The sequence below is a fragment of the Streptomyces sp. NPDC051286 genome, from assembly GCF_044455345.1.
Lineage (GTDB): Bacteria > Actinomycetota > Actinomycetes > Streptomycetales > Streptomycetaceae > Streptomyces.
The window spans coordinates 70,185-83,794 of sequence record NZ_JBITER010000024.1; the positions used below are offsets into that span (position 1 = coordinate 70,185).

Genomic DNA, 13,610 nt, shown 5'->3' on the forward strand with positions numbered 1-13,610 from the left:
CCCGGGGCGGTACCGGGATCCATTCGGAATGCTTCCGGCCGGATCATTCCTGCGCTTTTCCTCCACAAACCCGCACCACTCCCATTACCGTGTGCGCCAGTCCCCCGCCGACCGGCCGGATCCGGCCGTCGTGGACGGGACGGTCACAGTTCGGGGGGTCGGACATGATGGCTGCACGGGCGGGCCGGTACGGGGCTCGGGAGGGCGGCAACGCGTCCGATGCCGCCGGAGCCGTGATCCTCGCCGCCTGCGCGATCTGGTCCCTGATCAGCGCGGCCGGACGGGAGTCCAGGCCGGAGGGTGTGCTGCTGGCGCTCCTGGCCGTCGCCGCAGGGTTCGTCTGCGGCCGGATCTGCGGCACGCTGCTGCCGGTGGCCACCGCGGCGGTCGCCGCCGTCGCCGCCCTCGCCCTGGCGCTCGCCTCGCGCGGTGGTATGCCGGGCGCCACCGCCGCTGCCGACGTCGCGCCCGGTCACACCGGGGCGGCGGCCGCGCTGCTGGTGCTGGCCGCGGGCGCCGCCTGCTGTGCGGCCGCGGCGGCCCGCCGGGCACCGGTGCGTCTCACGCTGCGACTGCTCGCGCTCGGCACCGCCTGTGCCGCGTCGGCCATGCACTCGGTGGCCGGCTTCATCACGGCGTTCGGGGTGCTGCTCAGTTCGTTGGCCGCGGTCCGGATACACCGCAGACTGCTCGGTCTGACCGGGCTGGCGCTGGTCACGGCGCTGGTCGTCGGTACGTCATGGGCGGTGGCCGAGGATGCGCTGCCCGACGGACTGATGGTCTCTCTGGAGGGGCAGCTCACCCGGAACCGGGTGCTGCTCTGGCAGGACGCGGTGGATCTCGCCGAGGAGCATCCGCTGCTGGGCGTCGGACCCGGCCGGTTCGCCGAGCTCAGCCCCACCTCCCAGCAGACCGTGCGGTCGGACGGGAAACCCCACTCGGCGCCGCTGCAGCAGGCCGCCGAGCAGGGGATCGTGGGGGTGGCACTGCTGGGGGCGGCGTTCGGCTGGCTGCTGTACGTACTGTGGCGCTCACCCCGCGCCACGGCGGTCGTCCTGACTGCGGGCGCCGCGCTCACCGCGTTGGCGGCGCTGGCGAGTGTCGCGAACGCGCTGAGTTTCACGCCGGTGACGGCGGGTGTGGGGCTGCTCGCGGGGCTGGCCTCGGCCCGGCAGCCGATCGGGGACGGCACGCCGGGCACATCCGGTACGGAGAGTGACGAGGCTGCGGACCGTGCCGCGTACGGGACGGGGACCGCGGCCGGACGCCGTCCGCGGGCCGGTCGCACCCCCCTCTGACGGGTGCGGCACTGCTGACCGCTCAGAACCTGTCGGGTGACCTCTGATCGGGCGGCCACGCCCTGGCACGCACGCTTCCGGCGTTGCCGGGATGCCCTGGTAGCTCCGCTACCAGGGCATCCCGGCGCCTTGGAATCGCACGCACCATGCCGCGTCCGCTCTCCGATCGAAGGTCATCCGACAGGCTCTCAGCCCCCGGCAGCCGCGTCGGCCGCCGGCAGGTGGAGCCGTTCGCGGATGAACCGTACGCCCGCTTCCGCATCGTCCACCGTCACGGTGAACGTCCTGCCGTCGCCGAGCTTGAGCACCAGGCCCTCTCCCCTGCGGACCACCACGGCCGTCCCCTGCTCGGGGCGCCAGCGGTAGCCCCAGCCGCCCCAGTGGCGGGGGGTGACCCGGGGGACGAACTCCGCCCCGACCACATGGGTGAGCTGGATCCGCCGGCGCGGCAGACCCAGGTGGCCGCAGCGCACTTCCAGAGCGTCTCCGTCGACCCGCACGGCCACGTTCACAAAGGCGAGCGTCCCGAACAGCATGAGCAGTCCGGCCGCCACGCAGCCGATCACCGACATCAGCAGAGGGGCGATGCCGGAGGTCCAGTCGGAGGTCACGGCGAGCTCGATACCCAGTGCCAGGCACGCCGCACCAGTCGCGGCGAGCACCCACTGCGCCTTGTTGGTGGCCCGGCCGGTCCAGACGGCGGGAGCCGCCTCGGCGCCGGTCTCGCTCGGTTTCCGGGGGTGGTCCCTCATGCCAGCAGGGTACTCAGAATCCGGGTATCCGGGATGGGCCCAACGGTCCTCACCGCGTCGACGAACGGTCAGCGGGCGGGGCTGACGGCTGCCAGCAGCCGCCCCTCGGCGTAGGTCAGGGCCGCTTCCGGCAACTCGGCATCACGGCCGCTCAGGAGCACGGTGAGGGAGGTCGCCGGCTCGGCCGACGGGGCGGGTGCGACCCCGATCCGGCGCAGCGCCTGGGCGGCGACGGCCCCGGCGGAGCCGTGCAGTGCTACGGGCGGCAGGCCGGGCTGCTGTACGGCGGCACGGATCCGTTCGGCGACCAGTTCGTAATGGGTGCAGCCGAGAACGACGGCCCGTACGCCCGGTGGAGTGAGCGCGGCGGCTGCGGCGACGGCACGGTCGATCGCGGCTTCGTCCGCGTTCTGCACAGCGTCGGCGAGACCGGGGCAGGGGACCTCGGTGACGTCGACGGAGCCGGCGAATTCGCGGATGAGTCCGCGTTGGTAGGGACTGCCCGTCGTGGCGGGGGTCGCCCAGACTGCGATGGGTCCGCCGCCGGCCGCGGCCGGCTTGATCGCGGGGACGGTGCCGATGACGGGCAGCGTGGTTTCCAGCGCGGCACGGAGCGCCGGCAGGGCGTGTACGGAGGCGGTGTTGCAGGCGACGATCAGTGCGTCGGGCCGGTGGGCGGCGGCCGCGCGGGCCACGGCCAGCGCGTGCGCGGTCAGGTCCTGCGGTGTCCGCGGACCCCACGGCATGCCGTCGGGGTCGGAGGAGAGCACCAGATCGGCGTCGGGCCTCAGCCGACGTACCGCGGCGGCCGCCGGGAGCAGGCCGATTCCTGAGTCCATGAGCGCGATCTTCACCCGGTCACCATAGTCGACCGCCCTTGCGGTCTTGTCGGAGTGGGGCAGACTGCGGCGAATGAGCGCCGTTGCCTGGATCGCCGTGGGTTCGCTGGCCGCGTGGGTGTGGCTGCTGCTGGGACAGGGGTTCTTCTGGCGGACCGACCAGCGGCTGCCTCGCCGTGCGGGGCCGGACCACTGGCCGTCGGTCGCGATCGTCGTGCCCGCGCGTGACGAAGCCGACATGCTGCCGGTGAGCCTGCCATCGCTGCAGGCGCAGGACTATCCGGGGGCAGCGGAGATCTTCCTGGTCGACGACTGCAGCAAGGACGGCACCGGTGATCTCGCCCGCGCGCTGTCCGTGCGGTACGGCGGGCTGCCGGTGACGGTGGTCTCTCCCGGGGAGCCGGAGTCCGGCTGGACGGGCAAACTCTGGGCCGTACGGCACGGGATCGCGCTCGCGCGGGCCCGGGAGCCGGCGCCGGAATTTCTGCTGCTCACGGACGCGGACATCGCGCATGAGCCGGACAGCCTGCGGGAGCTGGTCGCCGCCGCCTGTTCCGGCGGGTTCGATCTGGTCTCGCAGATGGCCCGGCTGCGGGTGGCGAGCGTCTGGGAGCGTCTTGTCGTGCCGGCGTTCGTGTACTTCTTCGCACAGCTCTATCCGTTCCGGTGGGTGAACCGGGCGAAGGCACGGACCGCCGCCGCGGCGGGCGGCTGTGTTCTGCTGCGGACCGGGGCCGCCGAGCGGGCGCGGGTTCCGGAGTCCATCCGGCAGGCGGTCATCGACGACGTGTCGCTGGCGCGTGCGGTGAAGCGCAGCGGCGGGCGGATCTGGCTGGGGCTCGCGGAGCGGGTGGACAGTGTGCGGCCGTATCCCCGGCTCGCGGATCTGTGGCGGATGGTCTCCCGCAGCGCGTACGCACAGTTGCGGCACAGCCCCGTTCTGCTCATCGGTACGCTGCTGGGTCTCGCGCTCGTCTATCTCGCTCCGCCGGTCACACTGGCGGCGGGGCTGCTGGGCGGCGATCGGCCGGCGGCGTGGGCAGGTGGCGCGGCGTGGGCGGTGATGGCGGGGACGTACATGCCGATGCTCGGCTACTACCGGCAGTCGATGTGGCTCGCGCCATTGCTGCCGTTCACGGCCGTGCTGTATCTGCTGATGACCGTGGATTCGGCAGTGCAGCACCACCGCGGCCGCGGCGCGGCCTGGAAGGGACGCACCTACGCCCGTCCCGGGACCGCACCGGACCGATGAACGGAGGGAACACCGGTCCGTCCGCAGTGGCGGGCCCCGGACGGACCAGGGGTCATTTACGGCCGGGTGTCCAGCTCATCCCCCACCCATAGGCGTAGTCGATGGTGCGCTGCGGACTCACCCCGCGTTCGGGTACGAGATAGCGGGCTTCGCGCTGCACGGTGAGGTCTCCCCCGTTGTTGGTGATCAGTGCCAGTGCGCAGACGGTGGAGGGAACGGTGCATTCGTCGAGTGCGAAGTCGATCGGGGCGCCGTGCTGCGGCCGCAGGGTGACGGTCGCGTGCAGATCGGCGAAACTCCGGGCGCCTTCATAGATGGTGACGAAGATCAGGACTCGGCGGAGCCGGTCCTTGTGGTCGAGGTCGATGGTCAGGTTCTCGCCGGTGGATACGGCGCCGGTGCGGTCGTCCCCGTCGAGGTGGATATATGGGGGCTGCCCGAGAGCGCCGAAGGCGTTTCCGAGTGCCTGCACAACTCCCTTCCTGCCGTCGGTCAGTTCGTAGAGGGCGCAGAGATCAAGATCGAGATCCGCGTGGTTGGCGACGGCCCTGCCGAGTTTGCTGCCCCAGCTCTTGAACTGTTTGCGCACCTCCCAGTTGAGATTGACGCGCATGACTCCTGACGTGCCGCCCTGTTTGGCGAGGGAGACGGACGGCGCTTCCTTGGTGAGCGTCACCTTGGAGAGCCGGACGGGCTGAGGAGACGGCGATACGGGCGGCGTGACAGGGGGCGCCGGGGGCGCCGTCGGCGCGGCAGCCGGGGGCTGGGCGTGCGGGGGGAACCGGGGCGGGGGCGGCAGGTCAACTCGTGTTGCTGCTCGCGGTTGTTGAGATTGAAGAGGCTGGTGCGCTTGCTGAGGCTGTTGGGGTCGCTGCGGCTCGTCGACGGAAATGCCGAAGTCCGTGGCGAGACCTTCGAGGCCGCTGCTGTATCCCTGCCCCACGGCGCGGAATTTCCAGGCGCCCTGCCGACGGTAGAGCTCACCGAGAATGAACGCGGTCTCCACCGTCGCGTCCGCACTGTCGAAGCGCGCGATCTCCGAGCCGTTCGACATGTCCGTGATCCGTACGTACAGGGCTGACACCCGCCCGAAACTGCCACCGTCCGCGGAGGCGGCCAGGACGATGCGCTCGATGACGGGCTCCACCCGCGCCAGATCCACCGCAAGGCTGTCCGTGACACCGCCGGCGGCGTTCCGTTTGCCCTCATGACGCACCGCGCCGGAGCCATGCACCGGCTGGTTGTAAAAGACGAAGTCCGCATCGCTGCGCACCTTTCCCGACACGAGAAGGAGCGCCGATGCATCCACGTCCGGCGCCCCCGGAGCGGTACGCCACCCCAATTCGACCCGCACGGCCTGGGCCGCCACCGGAACATTGGCTCCTTTTTGCATGGTCATGCTCGCCCCCATCACGAGTCCGGCTGCCGAAGACTTTTCCGTGCCAACCTAATCCGCACCCTGCCACGGCGCCCACAGTCGCGCCGGGTCCCGTCCGGCGATCCGCCGGTAACCTCCCGCGAACTGGCCCTGTACACGATGACAACGCGTCTCGGCGCCCTTTTCCCAAGTTCGCTCGCATTGGGGATCGCGGTTCACTCACATCTCGTCAACCAACCCTCTTATCGGGCTCCCCAACGGGAGCCCTTCGACCGAGGGCTCCTGTGTGGAAACTAGTAGTGCTTGGTCACAACATCGGATCCTCGTTCATGTGGACCTGGCAGGTCCTCGGCGCACGACACCGTGAGATCAGCACTGCCCCTGACGAGGGCGGTGTCCAGCTCCCGCACCCAGGCCGCCCTGCCGCCGACCGCTCCAACAACCCGAGTGACACTGTTCGTTCGACCCGGGCGGACCGGTTCGGCCGACCGTACCAATGCCCGGGCCACATGTGGTGGCAGTAGACGAAGAGGACGGTTCTCGCAGGTCCTATGCTCCTGCGCAATCGAGCAGGGAGGGATGCTGTGCAGAAGACGGACGGGACGGATCCGCTGAACCGGCTGGAGGAGATCGGCGTCTGGTTGCGCCGTCGGTTGCCGGATCTCCTCGTCGAAAGCCAGGTGCCCGGGGCGGCCGTGGCGGTCCGCGCCGGTGACCAGGTGATAGAAGCCGCGGCCGGTGTGCTGAGCACGGCCACCGGGGTCGACGTCACGGTGGACTCCCTGTTCCAGATCGGGTCGATCACCAAGGTGATTACCGCGACGCTGGTCATGCAGCTGGTCGACGAGGGGCGACTGGATCTGGACGTTCCCGTGCGGGCCGTCCTGCCGGAGTTCCGGATCGCCGACGAGGAGGCGACGCGGCGGATCACCACGCGGCACCTGCTGAGTCACGTCGCGGGTTTCGAGGGCGACATCTTCACCGACACCGGCAAGGGCGACAACTGCCTGGAGAAGTACCTGGACGTCCTGCGGGAGGTGCCGCAACTCTTCGGGCCGGGCGCGATGTTCTCGTACAACAACGCCGGGTACTGCGTGCTCGGGCGGATCGTCGAGGTGCTGCGCGAGGAGCCGTTCGACGTCTGCGCTCGACGATATCTGTTCACTCCGCTGGGTATGAGCCACGCCGCGAGCGACCCCTACGAGGCGATCGTCCACCGCACGGCGGTGGGTCACGTCGAGACGGTGCCGGGGGCGCCGCTCGAGCCGACGCGGGTGTGGGCGCTGGCGCGCTCGAACGCGCCGGCCGGATCGATGCTGGCGATGCGTCCGCGCGACCTGCTGGCCTTCGCGCGGATGCACCTCTCCGAAGGCCGGGGCCCCGACGGGGGGCGCGTGCTCGCCCCGGCAACCGTCGAGGCCATGCAGCGGCCGCAGGTCACGCTGCCCGACATCGACCAGGGCACCGCCTGGGGGTTGGGCTGGGAGCTCTTCGACCTGCCGGGCGGCAGAGTCATCGGACACGACGGGAACACCATCGGCCAGTCGGCGTTCCTGCGCCTGGTGCCGGAGCGCGATGTCGCGGTGGCGATCGTCACCAACGGCGGCCTGTCGCGGCGCGTGTACACGGAGATCGCGGGCCGGATCCTCGGTGACCTCGCCGGGGTCCACCTGCCTGCGCCGTCGGTGCCGGATGTGGACGCTCGCGTCGCGGAGGCGTCCCGGTATGTCGGCACGTACACGTCCAGCTCCGCCCAGACGACGGTGAGCCGGGACACGGCTGGGCGGTTGTGGCTGGAACGTACTCCCCGCGGAATCGTCGCCGACCTGGACGAGGCACCGTACCGCACGCAGCTGGTCGGCAGTCGCGGTGACACCCTGCTGCCGGTCGAGCCGGAGCGCGGGGTCCACGCGCCGCTCGCCTTCCTCGGTGACGACGGACAGGGGCACGCGATGTATCTGCACACCGGCCGGGCCGAGCGGAGGGCGCAGCGATGAACGAGCTGCACCGACGCGCGGTCGTAGCCGATCTGCACAACGATCTGCTGTGCGCGGTGGTCGCCCGGCCGGTGGACCACTGGGCGGGGTACTTCCGGGAGCGCTGGCTGCCGCAGTTGCGGGCCGGCGGAGTGAACCTGCAGGCACTGCCGGTGAGGCTAAGCGGGCCGCCCTTCCGCCCTACCTCTGCGGCACTGAGTACAGGAGTTGCCCGCATCTCCATAACGGCGCGCGCTTCGCCGAGTTGAAAGGGTGGCCTGAACGGAGGCTGATGCAACCGCAGGCATCACCAACCTGCTGACGGACCCTGAACACGGCCTGCCGATCGTCGGCACGGATCTGGACTGCTCCTGCGGCAAGCCACCCGAGTCGCCAGGGACCTCATGCGAGGGGCGACCGCACCGGGCACCGGTGACTTCCAGCCAACTTCGTTTGGGTCAGCGGCCGATCGATGTGCTCGGTACCGCGCACGGACGGCGCCGGCGCCAAAGATTCCCGTCAACCCATTACCAATCGTTTACTGAGCAGATACCTTTCTCCTTGCCGGTGGCAGGGGGGCGGAGCGATCCGGCCGTCCCTGCCTGCCTCGGAGTACCGCCGTACGTCGTTCGGCCTATTTTCGGCCATTACGCCTATTTCTCATGGACCGCCGGAAGGAAGCGTTTTGAACGCTCGGAACCGCCGCACCATGGTAGCCGCCGTATCCGTCGCAGGGCTCATAGCGCCGCTGCTGCTGATCGGATCGGGCACCGCCTCCGCCCACAGCGACCCTGCCAAGGAGGGTGCCAAGCTCGCAAAGAAGCTCGTCAAGAAGAGCAACGCCGAGGATGCCTACGAGCATCTGAAGCAGTTCCAGCGGATCGCTGACAAGAACGGGAACACCCGGGTGGCCGGGTCGGAGGGGCACCGGCAGTCGGCCGAGTACGTCGAAGGCCTGCTGAGGAAGGCCGGGTACTCGGTGACCCGGAACGAGTTCGACTACCCGTTCACCGAGACGCTGGCGCAGAGCCTGCGGGTGGTGTCGCCGCAGCAGCAGGACGTCCCGTTGATCGCCATGACGTACTCCGCCAGCAGCCCGGTCGGCGGCATCACCGCCCCGGTCGCGGTGGTGCCGGTCAACGCCACCACCGGCTGCGAGCCGGAGGACTACGCCCCCGGGACGTTCACCGGCAAGATCGCGCTGATCAAGCGCGGCGGCTGCTCCTTTGCGCAGAAGCAGGAGACCGCCGCCGGTGCGGGCGCGGTCGGCGCGATCATCTACAACAACACCGAGGGCGCGCTCAACGGCACCCTGGGAGACCCGTCCGTCGCCAAGATCCCGACCGGCGGCGTCACGCGGGCGGACGGCGAGGCGCTCGCGGCCAAGGCCGCCGCCGGCGCAGTGACCGTCAACCTGGAGATCCGCACCTTCGCGGAGACCCGGCACACCTACAACGTGATCGCCGAGACCAAGGGCGGCGACGCCGACAACGTGGTGATGTTCGGCGCCCACCTGGACTCGGTGGCGGCCGGCCCGGGCATCAATGACAACGGCTCCGGCTCCGCCGGCATCCTCGACGTGGCCCTGAACTCTGCCCACGAGAACGTCAAGAACAAGGTGCGCTTCGCCTGGTGGTCGGCTGAGGAGTTCGGCCTGCTGGGCTCGGAGGCGTACGTCAACAGCCTCTCGGCGGCGGACCTTGCCAAGGTCAAGATGTACCTGAACTTCGACATGATCGCCTCGCCGAACTACGCCCAGTTCGTCTACGACGGCGACGACTCCGACCAGGTCGGTGCCGGTCCCGGCCCGGATGGCTCGGCGCAGCTGGAGCGGCAGATCACCGACTACCTGGACAGCCGGGGCGTCCCGCACGAGGGCACCGACTTCACCGGCCGGTCGGACTACGGGCCGTTCATCGAGGTGGGCATCCCCGCGGGCGGCACCTTCACCGGCGCCGAGGGCATCAAGACGGCCGAGCAGGCAAAGGTGTACGGCGGTAAGGCCGGTGTCGCCTACGACGCCTGCTACCACGCCGCTTGCGACACACTGAAGAACATCAACATGAAGGCGTTCGACGTCAATGTCGACGTCATCGCCAACGCGGTGGGCCAGTACGCCTGGGACACCAGCCTTCTGAGTAAGCCGGTGGCGCCGCAGAACACCCAGGGTTCGGCGGGCAGCGGCGGTGGCCTGCACGAGGGCCACGACCACGAGGTCACCGAGTAACTCCCGGTACACGGGGGGGAGGGCTGGACTGTCCGGCCCTCCCCTTCGATGCTGCGGCGGGAGGCGCGGTCGCTACCGTTCCTTGCGGAGGGAGACCCTGGCAGGTGGGCTTGATCCGCTTTGACGGACATCGGAGATCAGGGGCTCAGCCCCGGGAGGATGTCCATCATGGAGAGCATGGGGAAGAAGAAGCCTCGCCCTCGCCGCTCGTTCCCGCCGGAGTTCAAGGCCGAGATCGTCTAGCTGTGCCGTCGCGGTGACCGCTCGGCAAAACAGATCGCCAAGCACTTCGATCTCACCGAGACCGCAGTTCGGCTGGGGGTCAACCAGCCGAGGTCGACGCGGGTGAACGGGATGGCCTGACCAGCAGTGAACGTGAGGAGCTGGCCGCGTTGCGGCGCGAGAACCGCAGGCTTCGGGAGGACGTTGACATCCTCAAGCGTGCGATGGCTTTCTTCGCGAAGGAGACCCGGTGACGGTGCACCCGTTCATCGAGGCGGAGAAGTAGAGCGGCCACAACGTCACGCGCGCGTGTGAACTGCTGAAGGTCTCCCGAACCGCCTACCACGCCCGCCGAACCGGAAAACCCGGTCCGCGGGCGGTCCGTGATGTCGAACTAGCCGGTCAGATCACCGCGGTCCACCAGCACTCGCGCGGCACCTACGGAGCCCCGCGCATCCACGCAGCACCAGCCCACTCGCACCGACAACGCGCGCCCAGGCCCGCATGAGCGGCATCGTCGCCGTGGAACAGGGCCGGTTGGCAGGCACTTCAGGACGCTTCCGGGAGTTCACCGGCGGCCGCTGGAGACCGCGTAGTACTGAAGGTCCTGCACGGTGACCGTCCGCCGCGCCGGATAGCGGGTGGTGACGGCGGCGACGGTGGCCCCCGCGCGGCGGACCACTGCCTCGCTGCGGCCGGGGGACAGCGGCAGGTCCTGGGCGTACGCGCCGACGGGGGCACGGTAGGTGTCAGGCACGGTGCCCACGCGGGCCGAGACCGTGGCGGGCGCGGTCAGGAAGGTGAGCACTTCCACCTGGTCGCGCGGGGGCGCGGTGCCCGGCCGCGGGCGCATCAGCCGGGGCTGGAGCGGGGCACCGCCGGCCTCGGCGAACTGGACGCGGGAGGTGACGTACACGGTGTCGCGGACGATCTGCGGCCAGGCCCCGGTCTTGAAGCGGGTGAGGTAGTACGAGGAGATGTCCAAGTAGGCATGGCCGTTGTGGAGTGAGGGGGCGAACTGGCTGCCTTCCGAGTAGTCGTTCCAGGTGGTGAGTTGCACCCAGTCCGCACCGTCGGAGATCGCGTGGTTCCAGGTCGACCGCAGGGTGGCGGTGTTGCCCGCCTCGTCATAGACACCCTGGTTGGGCCGGGCGTCCTGCACGGACACGGCCTGCATCCACTTCTTTCCCAGGGAGTGGGCGAGCCGGATGTCACCGGGAACGTTGTCCTGGCGGGTGTAGCTCCGATTGCCCCAGGACGAGAAGGCATGGCTGACCGGCGCGAACCTCTCGGCGTTGGCGCGGAAGTCCAGGAAGACCGGGACGAGCGCGGTGCCGATGCCGTGGTCGCGCAGCCGGGCGATGACTTGGCTCCACCAGGCGGGGTCCTGGGCCTCGGCCTTGAACGGGGAGACCACGAGGCGACCGTCGGCCAGCCGGTATGCGGACGGGGACGCGGCGAGCCGGGCCAGCTGATCGGCGAGGGTGCGCGGGTCGGTGTGCAGGGACGTCATGTCCGGCATCAGCACAATCCGGAAGCCCGGGTCGACGCGCTGCGCCGCGCGCAGCAGCAGGTCGACGCGCTGACGGTTGGTGCCGTCGAGGGAGAGGATGTCGACGGTGAACCCGTCGAGCCCGGCGCCCCGTGCGGTTCTCACCTCCCGTTCGAGGTTGGCGAGTTGCCAGTCGCCCCTGGACAGCGGCACGGGCAGGGGCCGGTCGCGCAGCAGTCCGCCGTAGGCCGCGTGCTTGCCCTGCTCGCCCTGCGGCGTGAGGTAGTTACGGGCGTAGTAGTCGTGCGCGGCGGGCTGGTTGTCGAGGGAGGGCGGATACGGCGGGAAGTAGTGCGCGAAGACCAGATGCGGGCTGTCGCGCAACACGTCGGCGGCAGGCAGGTCGAAGGGAAGCGTCGCGCTCGCCCGCGCTGCGCGGGGCGCGGCGTCCTCGCGGTCGCGGGCCAGTCCGACACCGGTGATCAGTCCGATCAGCAGCAGACCGAACAGGGCACCGACCACGGCACGCCGTCGGCCCGGCGACCTTCGGTGCCCGTGCGTCGGACGAGCGGGATGATCCGTCATGGGTGTCCTCCGCGAACGCCGAGGGGGCCGCTGGTGCGAACTCTACTGCACGAGTGGCCCGTTGTCCCGCAAACCATCATCAGCCAGACATCTCCGGCGATCGCCGACGTCCCGTCAGGGGGTCGTGGCCCCGAGCCGGTCGGCGTCGTGCGACTGCAGGTAGATATCGACGGCGTCCTCGCGCATGGCTCGCCACAACTCGGCGCCGGCGCCGGGATCCAGGAGGACCACGGACTGCCCGGAGATCGTGCCGGTTCCCCTGGCGGGCGCGTTCATGAACACCATGTTCCCGGGACGGACCTTCTTGCTGTCCCACAAAAGGGCACGCAGGTCGCCGTCGTCGAGCCGGTCGTCGACACTCACGGCGGCGGTGAGGTCGTCCAGCACCTCGGCGGCCTTGAAGGGGTTGGAGAAGGTCGAGGGTCGCATGACCTTCGCCAGCAGCGTGCGCAGGAAGTACTGCTGACGGTGCGTGCGGTCGAAGTCGCCGCGGGCGAGGTGGTGGCGCTCACGCACATAGGCCAGGGCCTGGGTGCCGTTCATCCGGCGGCGGGCGCCGTTCACGACGAGGTCCACTCCGCCCACGGAGTCGGTGAGCTTCTTGAAGCCGTCCCAGTCGATGACGGCAAGATGGTCGACGCGAACCTTCGTCAGCCGCTGCACGGTGTCGATGAGCAGTGGCGGGCCGCCCCAGGAGAAGGCGGCGTTGAGCTTGGCCTTGCCGTGTCCCGGGATGTCCACCCACGCGTCGCGCGGCAGCGAGACGACGTAAGCGCCGGAATGGTCCGCGGGGAGATGGACCAGCATCATCGTGTCACTGCGCTGGGCCCCGTACTTCCACTCGGGGGCTTTGGCATCACGGCCCGTGGTCGGCAGCTCGGAGCGGCTGTCGACGCCGACAAGGAGGAAGGTCTGCCCGCCGCGGGAAGGTGCCGGCTGTGCCGCCGCGGGGACCTGTGTCGGGAAGACACCGGAGAGACGGTCGACCTTCCCCGTGTAGTGCTCGACGGCCCACCAGGTGACCCCGCCCACCATGAGCAGCCCCACCGCGAGCAGCGCGAACGCCCCGAGGAGCACCCGACGCGCAGGGCTCCTGCGGCGCGGGGGTCGAGTCGGCGCAACTCCGGAAGTGTCAACCTCCATTTGTGAAGGCCCCGTTGAGGAATCGTAAACGTCGGCGACCGGGTCCGGGCCCGCCGGACCGGCTCTGCCCGCCCCTTCCTCCCGTCCTGCCACGTCGTCCCGACCGGTGGCTTCGGCCTCGGCCGTGTTCTTGTCCCCCACCACACAACCCCCCACATCGACGCGGTACGGCCCCTTCCGCACCGGGCGCACACTGTAGCCAGCACGTTCGACGTTCGCATCGCTTTCCGCCAGTCCATCGACCCCGCCGGACCAACCAGAGGACCCCGCACGGGATTTCGTACGGATCGGCACTTCTCGCGGCGTTCACGTAAACGCTCCCATGCGACCACAAGTTTGCCGTACTGTTCACCATCGTGCCTCATGTTCGACGGACGGATGTTCGCGATATGAAGCCGCTCGTGCCGCGAAACGTGCCTGGGGGGGTACATGTGGGATGTTCAGGC

The 13,610-nt window shown here is 69.9% G+C and carries 10 protein-coding genes and 1 pseudogene; 6 read left to right on the plus strand and 5 right to left on the minus strand.

What is annotated here, in order from left to right:
• Positions 1 to 167 precede the first annotated feature (167 nt).
• The gene (locus ACIBB8_RS23710; RefSeq protein ID WP_398955236.1) at positions 168 to 1,298 is read left to right on the plus strand and encodes an O-antigen ligase family protein; all 1,131 of its coding nucleotides are present in this window, start codon (positions 168 to 170) and stop codon (positions 1,296 to 1,298) included.
• A gap of 188 nt (positions 1,299 to 1,486) precedes the next feature.
• Here the strand turns inward: ACIBB8_RS23710 and ACIBB8_RS23715 are convergent, their stop codons facing one another.
• Both ACIBB8_RS23715 and ACIBB8_RS23720 read right to left on the minus strand, forming a co-directional pair.
• Positions 1,487 to 2,050, minus strand: a complete 564-nt coding sequence (locus ACIBB8_RS23715; RefSeq protein ID WP_398955164.1) for a hypothetical protein — start codon at positions 2,048 to 2,050, stop codon at positions 1,487 to 1,489.
• Between the two features lie 68 nt (positions 2,051 to 2,118).
• The gene (locus ACIBB8_RS23720; RefSeq protein WP_398955166.1) at positions 2,119 to 2,904 is read right to left on the minus strand and encodes a glutamate racemase; all 786 of its coding nucleotides are present in this window, start codon (positions 2,902 to 2,904) and stop codon (positions 2,119 to 2,121) included.
• A 58-nt stretch (positions 2,905 to 2,962) separates the two neighbouring features.
• On the opposite strand from ACIBB8_RS23720, the gene ACIBB8_RS23725 reads away from it, so the two are divergent.
• Positions 2,963 to 4,141, plus strand: a complete 1,179-nt coding sequence (locus ACIBB8_RS23725; RefSeq protein ID WP_398955167.1) for a glycosyltransferase — start codon at positions 2,963 to 2,965, stop codon at positions 4,139 to 4,141.
• 52 nt (positions 4,142 to 4,193) lie between these two features.
• Here the strand turns inward: ACIBB8_RS23725 and ACIBB8_RS23730 are convergent, their stop codons facing one another.
• Complete coding sequence (locus ACIBB8_RS23730; RefSeq protein WP_398955169.1) at positions 4,194 to 5,552, minus strand: TerD family protein; 1,359 nt, start codon at positions 5,550 to 5,552, stop codon at positions 4,194 to 4,196.
• Between the two features lie 551 nt (positions 5,553 to 6,103).
• Between ACIBB8_RS23730 and ACIBB8_RS23735 the strand changes: the two genes are divergently transcribed.
• The 4 genes and pseudogenes from ACIBB8_RS23735 to ACIBB8_RS23750 all read left to right on the plus strand — a co-directional run.
• On the plus strand, positions 6,104 to 7,516 hold the full coding sequence (locus ACIBB8_RS23735) for a serine hydrolase domain-containing protein (protein ID WP_398955171.1): 1,413 nt from the start codon (positions 6,104 to 6,106) through the stop codon (positions 7,514 to 7,516).
• Positions 7,513 to 7,764 carry a hypothetical protein gene (locus ACIBB8_RS23740; RefSeq protein ID WP_398955174.1) on the plus strand — a complete coding sequence of 84 codons (252 nt, stop codon included), beginning with the start codon at positions 7,513 to 7,515 and terminating at the stop codon, positions 7,762 to 7,764. The genes ACIBB8_RS23735 and ACIBB8_RS23740 overlap by 4 nt, the downstream gene beginning before the upstream one ends.
• Before the next feature lie 440 nt (positions 7,765 to 8,204).
• Complete coding sequence (locus ACIBB8_RS23745) at positions 8,205 to 9,722, plus strand: M28 family metallopeptidase (protein WP_398955176.1); 1,518 nt, start codon at positions 8,205 to 8,207, stop codon at positions 9,720 to 9,722.
• Between the two features lie 332 nt (positions 9,723 to 10,054).
• A pseudogene (locus tag ACIBB8_RS23750) lies at positions 10,055 to 10,180 on the plus strand (IS3 family transposase); the annotation flags it as partial.
• A gap of 332 nt (positions 10,181 to 10,512) precedes the next feature.
• Here the strand turns inward: ACIBB8_RS23750 and ACIBB8_RS23755 are convergent.
• Together ACIBB8_RS23755 and ACIBB8_RS23760 are read right to left on the minus strand one after the other, a co-directional pair.
• Positions 10,513 to 12,021 carry a glycoside hydrolase family 71 protein gene (locus tag ACIBB8_RS23755; RefSeq protein WP_398955178.1) on the minus strand — a complete coding sequence of 503 codons (1,509 nt, stop codon included), beginning with the start codon at positions 12,019 to 12,021 and terminating at the stop codon, positions 10,513 to 10,515.
• Between the two features lie 114 nt (positions 12,022 to 12,135).
• On the minus strand, positions 12,136 to 13,098 hold the full coding sequence (locus ACIBB8_RS23760) for an LCP family protein (RefSeq protein ID WP_398955180.1): 963 nt from the start codon (positions 13,096 to 13,098) through the stop codon (positions 12,136 to 12,138).
• Between the last annotated feature and the right edge of the window lie 512 nt (positions 13,099 to 13,610).